Below are 18,332 nucleotides of genomic sequence, written 5' to 3' on the forward strand. Positions count from 1 at the left end.
CCTTCGACCGGCAGCACCGGCGGGGCCTTGGCCTCGGCGTCCTTCTCCCCACCACGCGCGATCAGCAGATACATGACCGGGGTAACGATGCGCGAGAGCAGCGTGGACGAGATCAGCCCGCCGATGATCACGCTGGCGAGCGGCGCGTAGAGCGACCCGCCGAACAAGGCGAGCGGCAGAAGCCCGCCGATCGCGGTGACCGAGGTCAGCAGCACCGGCAGGAAGCGCACCTCGCCGGCGCGTTCGATCGCCGTGCGCAATTCCATGCCCTCGCGGCGCAGCTGGGTGGTGAAATCGACCAGCAGGATCGAATTCTTGATCTCGATCCCGACCAGCGCGACGAAGCCGATGATCGCCATATAGCTGAGCGACGAACCGGTCACGAACAGCGCGACAAAGCCGCCGAATGTGCCCAGGGGGATCACGCCCGCGACCACGATCGTCTCGCGGAAGCGGCCGAATTCGGCGACGAGGACCGCGAATATGCCGAACAATGCGATCAGGATGATCGGCCCGAGGCCACCGAACACGGTGGCGATCGCCTCGGCCTCGCCGCCGGCGGAGACGCGATAGCCCGGCGGCAATCTGATCTTGCCCACCTCGTCCATCGCCTGCTGGCTGATCCGCGAGGGCAGCGCGCCGGGCTGCGCGTTGGCGGTGACGGTGACCGATCGTTCGAGCTGGAAGCGCTGAATCTGCGGCGGCACGCTTTCCAGCCTGGGGGTGCTGATCTGTGAGAGCGGAATGGCATCGCCGGTGCGGCTGGCGACATAGACCTTGTCGAGCGCCGAGATCGGCTGGGTGGTATCGAGCGGCAGGCGCACGGTGACGCGGTAGCTGTCGCCTTCGGGATCGCGGAACGTACCCGCATTCTCGCCCGACAATGCCAGCCGGATCGCGCGGCGCGGCTCGCCCGGTGCGATGTTGAGCAGGGCGGCCTTGGCATCGTCGATGCCGACATCGAGATCGATGCCGTCGGTCGCGACCGGGTTGATCACGTCGCGCGCGCCGGGCGTCGAGCGCAGGATCTTCTCCACCCTGGCGGCCAGGTCGCGCAGCGTGTCGAGATTCTCGCCGGTGATGCGCAGCGCCACGGGCGAGGCGATCGGCGCGCCGTTCTGGAACAGCTCGACATTGAAGCGCGCGCCCGGGATCTGCTCGAGCCGGTCGCGGATGCGCTGGACCATCTGCGGGCTGCGATCGGGGTGCCAGCGATCCATGACCGCGAACACCTCGCCGAAATTGGGCCGCTGATCGAGCGCGAAGACATTGTAGAAGACCTGCGGGTTCGAACTGCCGGTATTGGCCGCGCGCACCTTGATATCGGGTTCCTTCGCCAGCACCGCCTCGACCTTGCGCACCAGCGCATCGGTGGTGGCGACGCTGCTGCCCTGTTCGGCATCGATGGTGACGCGGAAATAGCTGGTATCGGCATAGGGGAACAGGCTGAAGCCGAGCACCGGGATCAGCGCAAAGGCCGACAGCGTCAGCGCCATCGAGGCCCAGAAGGTGCGCTTGGGCTTGTCGAGCGCGCCGTGCAGGATCGGGCGATAGAGCCGCTCGATCTGGTGCGTCAGCCATTTGAGGATGGCATTGCCCTCCGGGTCCTCGTCGCGCGAGAGAATGCGGCTGGCGAGGAAGGGGATGATCGTCAGCGAGATCACCAGCGAGGCGAACACGGTGAAGATGATCGTGTAGATGAACGACTGGGTGAACTTGCCCGCGCCCTCGGGCAGGAAGAGCAGCGGCGTGAAGGCGAAGATCAGCACCCCGGTCGAGCCGAGCACCGCGGGCGTGATCTCGCGCGTCGCGTCGATCGCGGCGATCGAGCGCCGCTTGCCCATGCGCAGGTGCCGCGCGATATTCTCGGTGACCACGATCGAATCGTCCACCAGCAGCCCGAGCGCGACGATGAACCCCGCAACTGCCAGCTGGCTGAGATTATAGCCCATCACGCTGATCGCGAGCAGGCCCGAGGCGAGCGACAGCGGGATCGAGATCATCACGATCACCGAGGCGCGCCAGCCCAGCGGCAGCAATGTGATGATGACCAGCCCCAAGGCGATCGAGAAGTCGCGGGTGAGCTCGCTCAACCGGTGCTCGATATCGCGGCTCTGGTCGAAAATCTGTTCCAGCCGGATATCGGGCGGGAAATTGGCCTGCTGCCGCTTGAGTTCTTCTTCCAGCGAGGCCTTGAGGCGGATGACGTCGAACCCGTCCTTCTGCAGGATCGACAGGAAGATCGCGCGTTCGCCGTTGAAGCGGGTGATATAGAGCTGCTCGGCATTGCCCCAGCGGACATCGGCGACGTCACGCACGCGCATCAGCGTGCCGTTGCCCGCGCGGATCGGCAGGTTGGCGATGGTATCGAGATCGCGATAGGCGCCGCCTGCCTCGACATTGAAGCGCCGCCCTGCGCTGTCCACCGCGCCGGGCGGAAGCTCCGCGCCGCCGCGCCGCAGCGCATCGGCGATCGCGGACGGGGCCAGGCCCAGCTCGGCAAGCCGGCGGCTGTCGATCGCCACCTGCACCTCGGGCTGTGGCAGGCCGTCGATCACGGTGTTGCGCACGCCGGGATAGCGCACGAAGGTATCGCGGATATCCTCCGAATATTTCTGCATCCGACGCCAGCTCGCGGTCTTGCTGACCATCGCCAGCTGCAGCACCGCCGCCTCGGTGGTGCGCGCCTTGCGATAGCGCAGCTCGGTAATGCCTTCGGGCAGCTGGCTGCGGATCGCGCTCACCTCGCGCACGACATCGTTGAAATACTGGTCGGGATCGCCGTCCCAGTCGAACTCGGCGGTGACGGTGACGAAGCCGTCGGTAATCCCCGCGCGGATCTCGTCGATATCGTCGATGCCGCGCAGCACCTCTTCCACCGGCTTGGCGATGGTCTGCTCGATATCCGCCGCATCCGCGCCGGGCAATGCGATGATCACCGTGACCACGGGGATCGGGAAATGCGGATCGACCGAGCGCGGAATGGTCAGCAGCGAGGTGAGGCCGAGCGCCGCGAGCAGCAGGAACGCCACCAGGCTGAGCTGCCAGCGGGCGATGGTGAAGGCGGCAAGGTTCATCGCGCGGCGTGCCCTGGCGGCGTCACCGCGCGGCGGCGGCGGGGGCCGCAGCGGCGGTGGTGCGGCTCGGCTGACGGCTGGCGAGCGGCTTCACCTTCGCGCCATCGGTCAGCAGCACAAGGCCCGAGCGCACGATGCGGTCGCCCGGCTTGAGACCGCCGGTGACGATCAGCTCCCTGTCGTCGATCCGGCCGATCTGCACCGCGCGCGCGCGCACCCGGCTGGTCTTCGGATCGAGAAGATACACAAAGCCTTCGTCCGCGCGCACGTTGAACACTGCACTGGCGGGTACCGCGAGCCCGGTGGCATCGGGCGCGGCGGCGACGCGGAACTCTGCCGTGCCGATCTGGCCCGATCGCCGGACGAAGGCTTTGTGTATCTTCTCGATCCGAAGACCAGCCGGGTGCGCGCGCGTCGATCTCGCTGATCACGCCCTCGATCTCGCCACCGGGCACCGCTGACAGCCGGACCGTCACCGGCATGCCGGGGGAAAGGCGCGCGATATCGCTGTCGATCATCGGTGCGCGCAGCACCATGCCGCCGCTGGTCTCGCCCAGCACGACGATCTGCGTGCCGGCCGCGACGACCTGGCCGGGCTCTGCGGTGCGCGCGAGGATGATGCCACCCGAAGGCGCGAGGATGCGCGACGTGCCGCTGGCAAAGCCTGCGGTGCTGACCTGGGCGGTCGCGGCGCGCGCGGTCGCCTCGGCGCGTTCGAGCTGGGCGCGCGTCACCCAGCCCTTTTCGAACAGCTGCTGGAACCGGCCGAGCTCGGCCTGCGCGCGCTGCTGTTCGGCGCGCGCGCTTTCCAGATTGGCGCCGACCTGGGTCGCATCGAGCGCGGCGATCAGCGCGCCCGGCATGACGCGATCGCCCTCCTGAAAGCGGATGCTGGCGATCTTGCCCGCCGTGGTGAAGCCGAGCGGCGTCTCGTAGCGATAGCGCACCGTGCCCGCCGCCGTTATGATCGCCGAGCCGCTCGCGGGCCGGACCAGCGCGATATCGACCGGGTAGACCTTGTCGGCCGCGGCCGGCGCCGCCTCTTCCTTGCCTCCCGAACAGGCGGACAGCACCAGGCAAGCGCCGGTGAGCAGCGACAGGGTGAAAGCCCCCGGGGGGCGAGCGGTGACGAAACGCATATTGGGTTTCTATCTGCAACCAGTTTTTCTGGCAAGCGCAGAACTGACCTCGACCGGCATTTTCGCCGAGGATGGCGGGATTAGGCGGGCCTTAACTAAACTGGTTTAGTCCCAGACACTTGGGCCGATCGCTGATCGGTTCGGGGAGGACGCACGGGCATGAACTGGCGTATTGGTCAATTGCAGTCGCAGCATGAAGCGTGTCTGGCCATCGTGCAGGATATCCAGGCGCGATCGGTGCAGATTGCTGACCGGCCCGCCGCGGTCGAGATCACGCTGATGATGGCGCGGCTCACGGGCATCTTGCGGATCCACCTGGCACTCGAGGACGAGATTCTCTACCCCGCGCTGCGCAATGCCAGCGACGCCGAGGTCGCACGCACCGCAGAACGCTATTGGCAGGAAATGGGCGGCCTGGCCGATGCGTTTCTCGATTTCGTCGATCGATGGAAGCGTGCCGATGTGCTGCTCGCCGACGCCGATCGCTTTCGCGCCGAATCGGCGCATGTGTTCGCGGCGCTGGCCGAACGGATCGAGCGCGAACATGCCGAAATCTATCCGATGGCCGAGCGCCTGCGGACGGCGCGCGCCGCCTGATCAGCGTTCCGCGCGCGGCCGCGTCCACAGGCCCTCGCGACCGACCGGGGCCGGTGACCGCATCGCCTGGACCAGGCTGCGCGCGACCCAGCCGATCTTCTGCCCGCGCGTGGTGATCACCCTGTGGTCCCAGGCCTGCGCGCCCCGGCGGCGCACCTCGCGCGCGATATCGCCATAGATTCCCGCCGCCGCCAGCACCGCCCAGCGCGCGCGGAAGGGCAGTCGCGCCGCGCCCACCCGCGCCGAGGCCTCGTGCGCCTCCGACCGGTCGGCCAACCGCTTGGCCAGCGGCACCAGCTGCGGACGCAGCCAAGGCTTCATGTGCTGGCCGGGCGGGATGTCCATCTCGGCCAGCCATTCGACCGGCAGATAGCAGCGGCCGACCGAATCGTCCTCGGACAGGTCGCGCGCGATATTGGCGAGCTGGAAGGCGAGGCCGAGATCGCAGGCGCGGTCGAGCGTCTCCTCGTCGTGCGGATCGACGCCCATCACGATCGCCATCAGCAGCCCCACCGCGCCGGCGACATGATAGCAATATTGGTACAGGTCGCGCTCGGTGCGCGGGTGCCAGTCATCGGCATCGAGCGCAAAGCCCTGGATCACGTCGAAGATGATCGCGCGGGGCAGGCGACATTCGGCAGCGACCAGCGCGAGCGCGGCAAAGGCGGGATCGTCCACCGGTTGCCCGCTGAGCGCCCGGTCGGTCTGTTCGCGGATATAGGCGACGCGGTCCTTCGCATCGGCGACCGCGCTCATGCCATGGCCCATGTCCTGCCCGTCGGCGAGATCGTCGCACTTGCGGCACCAGGCATAAAGCAGCCAGGCGCGCTCGCGCGTCAGCGGATCGAACAGCTTCGAGGCCAGCGCGAAGGATTTCGAGCCGCGCGCGATCGAGTCGCGCGCATGGGAGACGATGGCGGCTCTATCCATGGGCGTCGGTCCCCTGCGCAGGCAGGGGCCCATCTCCTGACCGCTGTGCTGGATGCGACCGCAGGAGATGGGCCCCCGCCTTCGCGGGGGAACCGGATTCTGCGGTTCGCTTAGAGATCATCCGTCGTCATCGAGAAGATCGACTGGTGCGGCTCGTACGCCGCCATCTTGGCGAGCAATCCGTCGAGCGTGTCGTCGACGATCAGGATGTTCGCGTGCTGCGGGCGGATGAAGCCGACCTCGATCATGTGGCGGTTGAAGGCGATGAGCTGGTCGTAAAAGCCGTTGACGTTGAGCAGACCGACCGGCTTGTCGTGATAGCCGAGCTGCGACCAGCTGATCGCCTCCCACAGTTCGTCCATCGTGCCGACCCCGCCGGGCAGCACGATGAAGCCGTCGGACAGGTCGGTGAACGCCTGCTTGCGCGCGTGCATGCCGGGGACAACATGCAGCTCGGTGCAGCCCTGATGCGCCACTTCGGGCCGGACCAGGGCTTCGGGAATGATGCCGATCACCTCGCCGCCCTGTTCCAGCGCGGCATCGGCGGTCGCGCCCATCAGCCCGAGCCGCCCGCCGCCATAGACCACGCCGATCCCCCGATTGGCCAGGGTCGCGCCAACCATGCGCGCGGTTTCGATATAGACGGGGTCGGAAGGGGTGGCGGAGCCGCAATAGACGGCCAGACGCTTGAACGGAGCGGTCATGGTGATTCCTGATTGGGGTGTTGCGTGACCGCTTAGCCGCCCTCGTCCTCGCCGAAAAGCCGAATGACCGTGGCCTGTCCGTTTTTCCGGTCTCCCGCGAAGGCGGGAGCCCATCTCGTGCTCCGGCGTCTGGCGCAACCGTCAGGAGATGGGCCCCTGCCTGCGCAGGGGACCGGCGCTTCTCGCTCAGGCGCTCATTCCTGCGGCAGGCCGTCGGCGATATCGTAATAATCGCCCTTGTCTGCGGTGAAGATGTGGACGTGCAGATGCGTGTCGGTCGGCGTATCGAACGCGCCCATCGCCACGGCCATCGAATCGCGGTGCGGCGGGTCCCAGAACAGGAAGCTGCCGCAGGTGTCGCAAAAGCCGCGCCGCACCTTGGGGCTGGACTGGTACCAGCGCAGATGCTCCTCGCCGGTGATGCTGAGGTCGCTGCGCTTGACGTCGGTCGAGGCCCAGTAATGGCCCGATTGCTTGCGGCACTGGCCGCAATGGCAGGCGTCGGGCCCCTTGAGCGGAGCGGAAACGGTGAAGGTGATCGCACCGCACAGGCATGATCCGGTGTGCATGAAAGGGCTCCGTATCTGCAATCGGGCGCACCCGGACCCGCTCAGCCTGAGCTTGTCGAAGGCCCCGTGATGTCGGTTGCCGGATATAGCCCGTCAGCCTCGTTTAAGGCAAAAGCAAATGCTGCCGCAGGGCGCGGGGCCTTCGACAGGCTCAGGCTGAGCGGACGTGGTTAGCGATGGCCCGCATGAAATCCTCCCCGAGACAGACTCGGGGAGGATTCATAGTGTCAGAGCATGTCCTCGAGCATCAGCGAAGCGGTCGCCTTGGCGCTGCCGACCACGCCCGGAATTCCAGCGCCCGGATGCGTGCCCGCGCCGACGAAATAGAGATTGGGGATCGCATCGTCGCGGTTGTGCGTGCGGAAGAACGCGCTCTGGGTCAGCAGCGGCTCGAGGCTGAAGGCGCTGCCCAGATGCGCGTTGAGATCGGTGCTGAAATCCTGCGGCGTATAGTGGAAACTGGTGACGATCCGCTCGTGAATGTCGGGGATCAGCCGGTGGCCGATCTCGTCGAGAATGCGCTTCTCGTAGATCGGGCCCATTTCCTTCCAGTCGATCGGCAGCTTGCCCTGATGCGGCACCGGCGACAGCACATAGAAGGTGCTGTGCCCCGGCGGCGCCATCGAGGGGTCGGTGACGGTCGGGTGGTGCAGATAGAGCGAGAAGTCCTTGGCCAGCACGCCATGGTCGTAGATGTCGTCGAGCAGGCCCTTGTAGCGCGGCCCGAACAGGATCATGTGGTGCGGAATGCCGGGCCAGTCGCCCTTGATCCCGAAATGCGCAACGAACAGCGAGGGCGAGAAGCGCTTGCGCTTGAGGCTCGCCGCCGCGCGCTTGCCGCGCCCCGACTTGCCGAGCAGATCGCGATAGCTGTGCATGATGTCGGCATTGCTGGCGACCGCATCGAAGCCCTCGCGCCAGCCGCTCTTCGTCACCACGCCGGTGACCTTGTCGCCCATGGTCTCGATCTCGGTCACCGGATCATTGAGGCGCAGCGTGCCGCCGATCCGTTCGAAATGCCTGACCATCCCGGCGATCAGCCGGTTGGTGCCGCCCTTGGCGAACCAGACGCCGCCGTCCTTTTCCAGCTTGTGGATGAGCGCATAGATCGAGCTGGTCTTCATCGGATTGCCGCCGACCAGCAGCGTGTGGAACGACAGCGCCTCGCGCAGCTTCTCGTTCTTCACGAACGAGGAGACGATCGAATAGACCGAGCGCCAGGCCTGATATTTCATGAGGGCCGGCGCGGCCTTGATCATGCTGGCAAAATCGAGAAACGCCTTGTGGCCGAGCTTGAGATAGCCCTCGTCGTGCACGCCCGCGCTATAGTCCAGGAAGCGGTCATAGCCCGCGACATCCTCGGGGTTCAGCTTGGCGATCTCGGCGCGCAGGCTGGCCTCGTCGTTCGAATAGTCGAAATTGGTGCCGTCGGGCCAGTTCAGCCGGTAGAAGGGCATGACGGGGACGAGGTCGACATCCTCGCTGATATGGTGCCCGGTCAGCGCCCAGAGCTCCTCGAGGCACGGCGGATCGGTGATGACGGTCGGACCGGCGTCGAAGGTGAAGCCGTCCTTTTCCCAATAATAGGCACGGCCGCCGGGCTTGTCGCGGCTCTCGATGACGGTGGTGGCGATTCCGGCGGATTGCAGGCGGATGGCGAGCGCCAGCCCGCCGAAACCGGACCCGATAACTGCAGCTTTTTTCACTAGGTTCTAGGCCCCTGATTGCGACCCGAATGCGCGGGCAGATTGTGCGGCACTATAGCGTTACGTTTGCATTGTGCCAGCAGATGCGCGCGCTCGGGGCAAAACCGCCTTACTGAGCCTGCGCCGCCATCGCCGCGCCCACCGAGGCGGCGATTTCCTCGGGCCGGGGATTGCGCCTGAGCGTGAGGCCGCCATTGGCCTGGATGTTCTGCCCCGTCACGAAACTGCGGTCGTCGCACAGCCACAGCACCGCATGCGCGATATCGTCCGCGGTGCCGATGCGGCCCAAGGGATATTCCCTCGCGAACGCCGCCTCGAGCCCCGGCGTCGCCACCGCGGCAGCCGCCATCGGTGTCGCGGTCAGCCCCGGCGAGACCACATTGGCGCGGATGCCCAGCGGCCCGTACTGGTTGGCAAAGCAGCGGATCAGGGCCTCCGACCCCGCCTTGGTGCCGATATAGGCGGCGTGATCGTGGATCAGGCATTGCGTGGTGGCCGACGAGATCTGGATCACCGACCCGCCGCCCGTCATGGCACGCAGACAGGCGTTCAGCATATGGTGCACGCCGGTGAACTGCAGCGCGACCATTGTCGCCAGATCCTCGTCGGTGACATCGGCCCAGGGCTTCATCAGCCCCCAGCCGGTGGCGTTGATCGCGATGTCGACCTGGCCGTGGCGGGCGGCGGCGCCATCGAACAGCGCATCGACATCGGCGCGGCGCGTGAGGTCGCAGGTCACCGCCTCGCCGCCGATTTCGCTCGCAGGCTCGCGCTTGCGACCCGAGACGATCACCTTCGCACCGGCAGCGGCGAGCGCCCGCGCGATCACCTGGCCCATATTGTGATCGCCGGCGGCGCCGATAACGATCGCGATCTTGCCCCCAAGGTCGGTCATGCCGCGGCTCCACTCAGGAAGCGCGCGGTGGCGACGCCATCGGGGCCATAGACCGGCTCTTTCAGGTCGAACCGGTATTTGCGCGTATCGGCATTCAGGATGGTGAATTGCGAGAGATGCCCCAGCATCCCGCGATAGGCCTCGCCCTCGAGATGCGCCTGCAGTTCGTCGGCGCTGTCCCATTCCTCGAACACATGCACCCGGCCCGGATCGTGCGGATCGGCGCTCCAGGCATAATGGCGGCAGCCCGGTTCGGCGAGCGCCATGTCGATCAGCGCCTTGGCCCCGGCCAGCGCGGCATCGCGGTTCTCGGGAGGGAAATCGACTTCGCCTGCAATCACGATGCTCATTGGCCCTGGGTCTCCTTGAGGATGCTGAAATGCCGCTCGGCAAAGCGCCAGCCGTCGCCGGTGCGGGTGTAAACGTCGAGATACTGGCCGATCGGGCGGCTGACCGACCCGTCGGCGAGCTCGAGATATTCGTGCGTATAGACCCGGCCCGTGGCGCGATCGCCTTCGACCGCGAGGCTCCCGATCTGCGCGAAAAAGGCGACGAACGGAAAGCCCGCCATCGCCTGGGTCCACAGCCCGACGATCGCGTCGCGCCCGCGCACCTCGGTGCCGGCAAGGTTCCACAGCGCATCCTCGGCCCAGGTCGCGCCCCAGGCCTGCGCATCGCGGCGGAACACTGCGTCGGTATAGCTGTCGATCAGCGCACGGATCGCGATCTGGTCTTCTGGCGGACCTTGGAACGCCATTCAAACCTCCGTTTGTCCCGAGCGTGTCGAGGGACCTTTCACCACCCTTTCCGAATACGTCCCTCGACTTCGCTCGGGACAAACGGAGTGAGGTGGCGGGTTCAAGGGGCCAGCACCATCGCTCAAGGCAATTGCCCCGCCAGATACTTGTCCATCGTCTGGTGGAACTGCCGGATGCGCCCCTCCTGATAGCGGCCCAGCTCGACGCGGTTGTTGGCCGAGGCGATCAGGCCCTCCTGCACATAGGGCAGGTTCTCCATGTCCTGGTCGAAGACCTCGCCCAGCGCGCCCCATTCGGTGACGGTGGCCCAGGGCTCATCCGGGGTGAGGAAACGCATTTCCGCCGCTTCGGGCATCGCGCCGTCCCTCGGCTTGCGGCCCAGCAGGCGCACCTCCATCAGCGTCGCGTTCTGGTCGGGCCAGGGCCGCCAGCGATAGACGATATTGGGCACGAACCCGCCCCAGGGCGAAAGATTGGGGAAGATATTGTAGGTGAACGCGTCGAGCATCTCGCTGTCGGATATGCCCGCACTGTCATAGCCCAAAGCGTCGAGGAAATTGGCGCGGTTGATCTCGGCCATCGCCTTGCGCGCGGTCTCGCCTTGCTCGAGCTTGCGCCCCTCGAGCGAGGCCGAGCGGCCCGAGGTGCGGCTGAACGCGGCGATGATATCGTCTTCGGACAGGTTGTCCGCCGCCAGATGCGGGCTGGGCAGGCCGAACGGGGTCAGCGCGAGGTTGGCATGGTCGCCCCACATCGAATAGCGGGTATTGGCGTCCCCGGTATAGGGCAGGATCTGCGGGTGCGTGACGATCGAGTGCCACGCCTCCATGAACGCCTCGGACACCGCCTTCCAGTTGGCGTTGATCACTTTGCCGACCCAGAGCGCGGTATAGCATTCGTCGAGCCGCCAGCGGGCGAACCGGTCGTAGACCTCCGCGCCCATATAGTCGCGCAAGCTCACCTGCGTCGCGCTTTCGGTGACGAAGATGAACCCCTGCCAGCGCTCGACGCGCAGCTCGGGCAGGCTCATGTCGCGGTCCTTGAGGTGCTGGAAATCCCATTCGCACGGGATGTGCTTGAGGCCGCCATCGGTCTTCCAGGCAAAGCCGTGGAACGGGCAGGTAAAATCGTCCGCCGACCCGCTTTCGGTACGCAGCTTGCGGCCGCGGTGCAGGCAGACATTGTGGAACGCCTTGACCGACCCGTCATCCTGCCGGACGATCAGATAGGAGCGCCCGACATTGTTGTAGACGACATAATCGCCGGGTTGCAGCAGCTCGTCCTCGCGCGCGGCCATCTGCCACACGTTCGGCCACATGTGCTTCTTCTCGGCCTCGAAGAACGCGGCGCTGGTATAGCGCTCCGCGGTGACCGGCTCGGTGCCCAGATCGCGCCAGCTGTCGCCGCGCACCTCGGGCGGCACCTCGCGGCTGTCGAGATCGAGAATCTCGTCGACCGTGATCGCGGGGCAGCGATCGGCGGGGTAGGTCCGGCTCGCGTCTTCCATTTTGCTCTCCTCAATATCTTTCTACTTCAAGCCCCCATCCGTTTGTCCCGAGCGTGTCGAGGGACCTTGCACCACCGTTTCCGATCACGTCCCTCGACTTCGCTCGGGACAAACGGAGATTGTGATGGCACAAACGGATGTGGGCTCCGGGGGTGCGCTACAAAGGCATCCCGATCGCCTCGGCTATATGCTGGTGCACCGCCTGCGGCGCGCTCTCGTTCGCGCCCAGCACGACGTGGAAATCCGCCGGTGCGGTCATGAGGTTCGCATAGCCGTGGCTCGCGACGCGATAATCCTCGGTCTGCACCACGGTGGCGGTGGCATCGTAGGCCATCTCGCACACGCCGCGATATTCCTCATCGATGATCCCGAACGGCGCATAGACCGCGAACTGGCAGCGCGTCCTGCCGACGCCATCGGGGAACAGGCGGAACACCTGGGTGAAATAGACGCCGGGCGTCACCGCGCCGAAGAAGATCACGGTATTCGGGAAGAGATAATGCACCCCGCCATATTCGGTATCGGGCCATTCCGCCTCGTCCTTGCCGACCAGATCGCCGATGGTCTTGTCGGGAAAGCTGATGCGGTGGTGGCGGCCGAAGCGTTCGAGCACCGAAATGTCGTTATAATGCGTCTGGCCGATGGTCGAGGCGTGCAGCGCGGCGAAATGATAGCCCTCGCCATATGTGTCGAGCGCGAACTTCCAGTTCGAATCGGCGGTAAGGATGCCCTTTTTCACCGGCACCGCGCGGGTCAGTTCGATCAGCGCGAGCTGGTCGGCGAAATCGCCCAGATGCGCCGCCGCATCGATCGGCTCGCCCTCGGACGCGCGCACGAAGATGAGGCCGAGATATTCGCTGCACGGCAGCTCGAGCAGGTCGCGCGCGCCGATTGCGCAATTGGCAAAGCCCGGCTTGCCCGGCTGGCCGACCAGCCGGCCCAGATTGTCGAAGGTCCAGGCATGGAACGGGCAGGAAATGCGGCTGGCCTTGCCGGTGAACGGCTCGGCCTGCTCGACCAGCTTGGCGCCGCGATGCGTGCACAGGTTGCGAAAGGCGCGCACCACGCCGTCCTTGCCGCGAATCACCAGGATCGAAGGGCCGGCGGCATCGAACACCAGATAGTCGCCGGGTTCGGGAATGTCGCCGGAGAGCCCTGCGACCAGCGGCTGGCCCAGGAACAGGTGCTCGCGCTCGGCTTCGAACCGCGCTTCGCCCGTATAGATTGACTTGTGCAGCGGCAGCGGTCCGTCGGCCATGTCGGTGGTCCTGTTCGCGACATTTGCGACGATCTTGCGGCGGATGTCGCGCGCGCGCAGCTTGCGCGACGCCGCCCAGTCCGGGGTCAGGCTGTCGGAAGGATCGCGTTCGGCCATCGGGGCCTCCCAAATTGGACAATGGCAATTGCGGGCACCATGCCAGAAGAGGGAAGGCCTAGGACACTATTGGTTTAGGGAGGGGAGGAGCGCCATGCCTGCAGAAACCGCCGCCACCATCGCCGCGATCGGCAAGCCGATGCAGATTGCCTTCGTGCCGGACGATTTCGACGCCGCGCTCCGCCACTGGACGGAAAGGATGGGGGTCGGGCCGTTCTTCGTGATGGAGCGGATCCGGCTCGAGGATGCGCGCTTCATGGGCGCGCCGTCCGACTGCATGTTCACCATCGCGCTCGCGCAATGGGGCGATGTGCAGATCGAACTGATCCGCCAGGACAATGACGCGCCCTCGATCTATTGCGGCGATTACTGGCCGGGCGGGCAGGCGATGCACCATGTCTGCCTGCTCACCGACGATATCGCATCGGCGCGCAGCGCGGTCGAATCGCACGGCGGGCTGGTGCTGGTCGAGGGCAGGGTGGGTGCGGACGGCGCCGTGATCTATGCCGATTCAGCTGCCCGGCCTTGAAGATCGTCTGGCTGCGGTTGACCGCGTCGAGCTTCTCGCCCGCGCGGTGGATGTGATAGCGGATGGTCGCGTGGCTGCGATCGAGGATCATGCTGATCTCCTTGTCGGTCTTGCCGATCGCCGCCCAGCGCAGGCATTCGACCTCGCGCTTGGAGAGCATGCAGTCCGCCGGCATCCGCCTTTTGGTGCGCATCACCATCACATAGCCCGCGATGAAGCGGCGGGTCATCGACGCCATCAGATCGACATGCTTTTCGAACAGTTCGGACAGGTCGGTCAGCGACCGGTCCACCGGGGTGAAGCTGACCGCCGAGATCTGGCCGAACGGCAGGTGCACCGGCACGACGATCGCGGCATGGACCAGCGAGCGCTTGCGGAAATCGGAGAGGTCCATCGCCTCTAGATATTCGTTGCGCCAGCGGCCGTACATGCCGGTCTCGTTGCACCAGAAGGGCTCGCTCTCGTAGCGGCAGGCGCGCGGCAGCGGCGAGTTGAGCGCCAGCCGCGTATCCTCCCACCAGCGTTCGCCATCGGCCATCCAGCCGAAGATCTCGCCGTTGATGATCGCGCCATCGGCATCGACCATCGGTTCCTTGGACGAGATGTCGTCGCACGCCGCGACCCGAAACCCGCGCGTCTGCGCCATTTCGTTCAGCGCCAGCGCGGCGTCGCGAATATCCTCGACCCGGCGGATGGTGACGCGCTGGGCCAGCGTGTTGAACGGGCTGTTGCGGCCCTCGGCATTCTCGCTGAACTTGGCCGGGCTGAATGTGGCATCTGTCTCGATCATGGTGTTCCCCTTGAGTCGATCCGTCTCTCCTGCAGGCGAGACTAGGTCAGTCAGCCAGCGAACGCTACGGATTGCGCGGTCGGCCGCTGCTTTTTGGGGGTAGTGTGACAAATGGTCCGCACCAGCCCCTAACCTGTTGTCCGCGCGGCCTTGTCCTTGGCATTGGCCCCGCGAATCATCGCCGCCATGTCCGCCCATTGCTGGTCGTCCATGCGCGACAGGCTCTGATAGAAATTGCCCGAATTGGCTTGGTAGCCCGCGCCGTCGATGGCGATGGTCTGGCCGTTGATATAGTCCGCGCCGCGCGCCATCAGCAGCACCGCCAGGTTCGCCAGCTCGTGCATCGCACCCACCCGGCCCATCGGATTGCCGCGATCGGCATTCTGGCCCTGCAGCCCCTGCGAATTGCCGGGCGACAATCGCTCGGTCATGCCCTTGGTGGGGAAGGTGCCCGGCGCGATCGCGTTGAAGCGCAGGCCGTACCGGCCCCATTCGGTGGCAAGGCTCTGTGTCATCACGTTGATCCCCGCCTTGGACATGGCCGAAGGGACGGTGTACGGCCCGCCATTCCACACCCAGGTGGTGAGGATCGCGAGGAAATTGCCGCGGATGTTCTCCGCGATCATCCGCTTGCCGACATTGTGCGTGATGTAGAAGGTGCCGCGAAACACGATGTCCGAGATCGCGTTGAAGCCGTTGACGCTGAGGTCCTCGGTGCGGCTGATGAAATTGCCCGCAGCGTTGTTGACCAGGCCCGTGAGCGCGCCGTGCTGCGACCAGATCGCGGCCACCATCGCATCGATCGACGCGGCGTCGCGAATGTCGCAGACATGCGCCCCCACCGTGCCGCCATGCCGGGTCATCAGTTCGTCCGCCGTCGCCTCGACCACCGCGCCGCGCCGCCCGCAGATATGCACCTCGGCGCCGAGATAGAGGAACGCCTCGGCCATCACCTTGCCCAGCCCCGTGCCGCCACCGGTCACCAGAATGCGCTCGCCCTGCATCAGGCCGGGACGGTACATGATCTGCGCGATGTCCATTCCAGGCTCTCCTGTTTGTTTTGTGTCTGCACCCAACACCGCTCAGCCTGAGCCTGTCGAAGGCCCCGCTATATGGTCGGCGTGGGCGCGGGGCCTTCGACAAGCTCAGGCTGAGCAGAGGGGATAAGGCGAGTGTGGCACGCCTGGGTGCCGCCTCACAACCCCAGCACGGTCTTGGCGATGATGTTCTTCTGCACCTCGTCCGACCCGCCGAAGATCGTCCAGGCGCGCGAGTTGAGATAGCGGCCGGCCGCCATCTGCGCCTCGACGCTGCCGACCGGTTCGGGGGCCTCGTTGCCATAGAGCGGGCGTTCGGCCGGCAGCTGCAACCCGGCGAGCCCGTGAATCTCCATCGCCAGCGTGTCGAGCTCCTGCCGCAGGTTGGCGGACACCAGCTTGACCAGCGAGGTCTGCGGCCCCGGCGGGCGGCCCTTGGCAATCTCGGCCAGGATGCGCAGCTCGCTGATCTCGAAGGCGCGCGCGCGCAGCCGCAGCGATGCGAGCCTGCGCGATATCCCGGTATCGTGGACCAGCGCGCCGTTGGTGCCGCTGGGCACCCTCGCAGCGGTGAGCGCGAGCTGGTCGATATCGGCGATCAGCTTGGGTGCGAAGCACGATCCGCCGCGTTCGTTCTCGAGCAGGAACTTGGCGATGGTCCAGCCCTGGCCTTCCTCGCCGATGCGGTTGCCGACATGGCTTTTCGCATCGTCGAGGAACACCTGGTTGACCTCGTGATCGCCCGCCATGGTGACGATGGGGGTGACGGTGACGCCCGGCTGGTCCATCGGCACCAGCAGGAAGGTGATGCCGCGCTGCGCCGAGACATCGGGATCGGTGCGGACGAGGCAGAACATCCAGTTGGCGTAATGCGCGTGCGTCGTCCAGATCTTGGAGCCGTTGATGCGGTACGTATCGCCCTCGAGCACCGCGCGAGTCTTGAGGCTGGCGAGGTCCGATCCCGAGCCGGGCTCCGAATAGCCCTGGCACCAGTAATCCTCGGCCGACAGGATGCGCGGCAGGAAGCGCGCCTTCTGCTCGGGGGTGCCGAAGCGGCAGATCACCGGGCCGACCAGCTTCAGCCCCAGCACCGCCAGCGCCGGAGCGCCCGCGAGCGCGCACTCCTTTTCGAAGATATAGCGCTGCACCGGGGTCCATCCGGTCCCGCCATCCGCTTCGGGCCAATATATCGCCAGCCAGCCCTTCTCGTGCAGGATGCGCTGCCATTCGAGGCCGATATCGGGTTCGACGAACACGCCGGGGGTGCGCTTTGCCCCTTCGATCAGCCGCTCGGTAAGATGCGATTTGAGGAAGCTGCGCACCTCGGCCTGGAAGTCGAGTTCGTCGGGAGTGAAGTCCATGTCCATAATCAGATTCCGCCAATTCCGGTCGCCCAGGCGATCCCGCGGCGCAACAATTCGTAGTAAACGGGGTAATTCCACGCGCATTTTTCCGGATGCGGGTAAAAATCCTGCATGCCCGGAAGGTCATGATGCCCGCGGCAATGCCCCAGCGTATTGTACAATATCCCACCCTCGCCGATCGCGCGGGTATAGATGACCGGCACGATCGTCTCGGGCCACCGGGCATCGACAAAGCCGGTGGCCTCGCCCTCGAACCGGGTCTGCGCGAGCGTGCGGATGTCGCTCATCTGCTTCATGAGGTAGAGCTCGTCGACCACGTCGAAATCCGCGATTCCGCGCGTCACGTCATGCCCGGAATCGACGATCTCGACGGTGAAGGGCGCGCCGATCGGCGGGTGCGCCTTGAACTGCGTGCCGAGCATCTCCATCACGTCGGGCCGCTCTTCGGGGCTGTCGACACCGGCATCGGTGAAGCGCAGGATCGAGTTCGTCCCGTGCAGCGCCAGCCAGCGCCCGCCGCCTTGCAGAAAGGTCCGGATTGCCTGCGCCTCGGCCTCGCTGGGCATCAGGTCGCAGGTATAGGTGACGAGGAAGCGGCATGCGGGCAGCCGCTCGCCCACGCCGTGATAGTCATGCGCCACCGTGGTGCGGATATGGTCATGTTCGGCGAGCAGCTTGAGCAGCTCGAGCCGCGCGAAGTCGATATCGTGATATTTGCCTGCCGCGACGAAATGCGCATCGATCCGTTGTGCCATCCTGTCGCTCCCTCAGCTGCGGAAATGGCCGCCGCCGTCGACGGTGAAGTCGACCCCGGTGGTGAAGCTGGCCTGATCCGAGAGCAGGAAGACGATCGCATTGACCACCTCGTGGGCCTCGCCGACCCGGCCCATCGGATGGTTGGCGGCGAACATGGCCTCGACCTCTTCATGGGTGCCGGGCAGCGCCTCGAGATAGCGTTCGAACATCGGCGTGCGGATCGCGCCGGGATGGACGGTGTTCGCGCGGATGGGCAGGCCCTTCTCGGCGCAATCGAGCGCGATCGTCTTGGTGAGCGCGGTCACCGCCGCCTTGGACGCGCAATAGGCGGCAAAGCCCGATCCGACGCGCAGCGCCAGCATCGATCCGATATTGACGATCGCGCCGGGCTCGTTCGCCGCCGCGATGGCGGGAATGGCGACGCGGCAGCCGTTGAACGTGCCGTTCAGGTTGATGTCGATGGTGCGCTGCCAGCTGTCCAGATCGACATCGACCGCAGACCCCGGCTCCGAAATGCCGGCGACATTGACCAGATCGGTCAGCTTGCCGAAGGTCGCCTGCGCGGCCTGCACCGCCGCTTCCCATTGCTTGAGGTCGCG

17 protein-coding genes and 1 pseudogene are annotated in these 18,332 nt (G+C 66.0%); 2 read left to right on the plus strand and 16 right to left on the minus strand.

Annotated elements, in window-relative coordinates:
- Together DM995_RS13130 and DM995_RS13135 are read right to left on the minus strand one after the other, a co-directional pair.
- On the minus strand, positions 1 to 3,077 hold a 3,077-nt coding region (locus tag DM995_RS13130; RefSeq protein ID WP_023839702.1), incomplete at its 3' end, for an efflux RND transporter permease subunit.
- On the minus strand, positions 3,074 to 4,216 hold the full coding sequence (locus tag DM995_RS13135; RefSeq protein ID WP_116969705.1) for an efflux RND transporter periplasmic adaptor subunit: 1,143 nt from the start codon (positions 4,214 to 4,216) through the stop codon (positions 3,074 to 3,076). The genes DM995_RS13135 and DM995_RS13130, both read right to left, overlap by 4 nt.
- 159 nt (positions 4,217 to 4,375) lie before the next feature.
- On the opposite strand from DM995_RS13135, the gene DM995_RS13140 reads away from it, so the two are divergent.
- Positions 4,376 to 4,813 (plus strand): hemerythrin domain-containing protein, encoded by a 438-nt coding sequence (locus tag DM995_RS13140; protein ID WP_116969706.1) that lies wholly within the window; start codon positions 4,376 to 4,378, stop codon positions 4,811 to 4,813.
- Here the strand turns inward: DM995_RS13140 and DM995_RS13145 are convergent, their stop codons facing one another.
- The 9 genes from DM995_RS13145 to DM995_RS13185 all read right to left on the minus strand — a co-directional run bounded on the left by DM995_RS13145 (position 4,814) and on the right by DM995_RS13185 (position 13,257).
- On the minus strand, positions 4,814 to 5,743 hold the full coding sequence (locus tag DM995_RS13145) for a phytoene/squalene synthase family protein (RefSeq protein WP_116969707.1): 930 nt from the start codon (positions 5,741 to 5,743) through the stop codon (positions 4,814 to 4,816). It lies immediately after the preceding gene.
- Between the two features lie 110 nt (positions 5,744 to 5,853).
- The gene (locus DM995_RS13150; RefSeq protein WP_116969708.1) at positions 5,854 to 6,447 is read right to left on the minus strand and encodes an LOG family protein; all 594 of its coding nucleotides are present in this window, start codon (positions 6,445 to 6,447) and stop codon (positions 5,854 to 5,856) included.
- Between the two features lie 194 nt (positions 6,448 to 6,641).
- Complete coding sequence (locus tag DM995_RS13155; protein ID WP_116969709.1) at positions 6,642 to 7,016, minus strand: GFA family protein; 375 nt, start codon at positions 7,014 to 7,016, stop codon at positions 6,642 to 6,644.
- Between the two features lie 227 nt (positions 7,017 to 7,243).
- Positions 7,244 to 8,722 carry a phytoene desaturase gene (locus DM995_RS13160; protein ID WP_116969710.1) on the minus strand — a complete coding sequence of 493 codons (1,479 nt, stop codon included), beginning with the start codon at positions 8,720 to 8,722 and terminating at the stop codon, positions 7,244 to 7,246.
- A 109-nt stretch (positions 8,723 to 8,831) separates the two neighbouring features.
- Positions 8,832 to 9,617 (minus strand): SDR family oxidoreductase, encoded by a 786-nt coding sequence (locus tag DM995_RS13165; protein WP_116969711.1) that lies wholly within the window; start codon positions 9,615 to 9,617, stop codon positions 8,832 to 8,834.
- Positions 9,614 to 9,967, minus strand: coding sequence for a putative quinol monooxygenase (locus DM995_RS13170; RefSeq protein WP_116969712.1), 354 nt, complete (start codon positions 9,965 to 9,967; stop codon positions 9,614 to 9,616). The genes DM995_RS13165 and DM995_RS13170 overlap by 4 nt, the downstream gene beginning before the upstream one ends.
- Positions 9,964 to 10,374, minus strand: coding sequence for a YybH family protein (locus DM995_RS13175; protein WP_116969713.1), 411 nt, complete (start codon positions 10,372 to 10,374; stop codon positions 9,964 to 9,966). The genes DM995_RS13170 and DM995_RS13175 overlap by 4 nt, the downstream gene beginning before the upstream one ends.
- A gap of 122 nt (positions 10,375 to 10,496) precedes the next feature.
- Positions 10,497 to 11,882, minus strand: coding sequence for an aromatic ring-hydroxylating oxygenase subunit alpha (locus DM995_RS13180; protein ID WP_116969714.1), 1,386 nt, complete (start codon positions 11,880 to 11,882; stop codon positions 10,497 to 10,499).
- Positions 11,883 to 12,039: 157 nt separating this feature from the next.
- Positions 12,040 to 13,257, minus strand: a complete 1,218-nt coding sequence (locus DM995_RS13185) for an aromatic ring-hydroxylating oxygenase subunit alpha (protein ID WP_116969715.1) — start codon at positions 13,255 to 13,257, stop codon at positions 12,040 to 12,042.
- A 199-nt stretch (positions 13,258 to 13,456) separates the two neighbouring features.
- Between DM995_RS13185 and DM995_RS22380 the strand changes: the two are divergent.
- Positions 13,457 to 13,693 (plus strand): annotated as a pseudogene (locus DM995_RS22380) (VOC family protein); the annotation flags it as partial.
- Here DM995_RS22380 and DM995_RS13195 read toward each other — a convergent pair.
- The 5 genes from DM995_RS13195 to DM995_RS13215 form a co-directional block, all read right to left on the minus strand.
- Entirely contained in the window at positions 13,665 to 14,576 is a 912-nt protein-coding gene (locus DM995_RS13195; RefSeq protein ID WP_232824381.1) for a helix-turn-helix transcriptional regulator, read from the minus strand. The pseudogene DM995_RS22380 and the gene DM995_RS13195 overlap by 29 nt on opposite strands.
- Positions 14,577 to 14,704: 128 nt before the next feature.
- Complete coding sequence (locus DM995_RS13200; RefSeq protein WP_116969717.1) at positions 14,705 to 15,616, minus strand: SDR family oxidoreductase; 912 nt, start codon at positions 15,614 to 15,616, stop codon at positions 14,705 to 14,707.
- A 155-nt stretch (positions 15,617 to 15,771) separates the two neighbouring features.
- Positions 15,772 to 16,980, minus strand: a complete 1,209-nt coding sequence (locus DM995_RS13205; protein ID WP_116969718.1) for an acyl-CoA dehydrogenase family protein — start codon at positions 16,978 to 16,980, stop codon at positions 15,772 to 15,774.
- Positions 16,981 to 16,982: 2 nt separating this feature from the next.
- Positions 16,983 to 17,732 (minus strand): ThuA domain-containing protein, encoded by a 750-nt coding sequence (locus tag DM995_RS13210; protein WP_198669361.1) that lies wholly within the window; start codon positions 17,730 to 17,732, stop codon positions 16,983 to 16,985.
- A gap of 12 nt (positions 17,733 to 17,744) precedes the next feature.
- Positions 17,745 to 18,332 (minus strand): SDR family NAD(P)-dependent oxidoreductase (locus tag DM995_RS13215; protein WP_116969719.1); only part of this gene is annotated, 588 nt, incomplete at its 5' end.

Origin of the sequence: Blastomonas sp. UPD001, from assembly GCF_003426715.1 — a bacterium.
GTDB lineage: Bacteria > Pseudomonadota > Alphaproteobacteria > Sphingomonadales > Sphingomonadaceae > Blastomonas.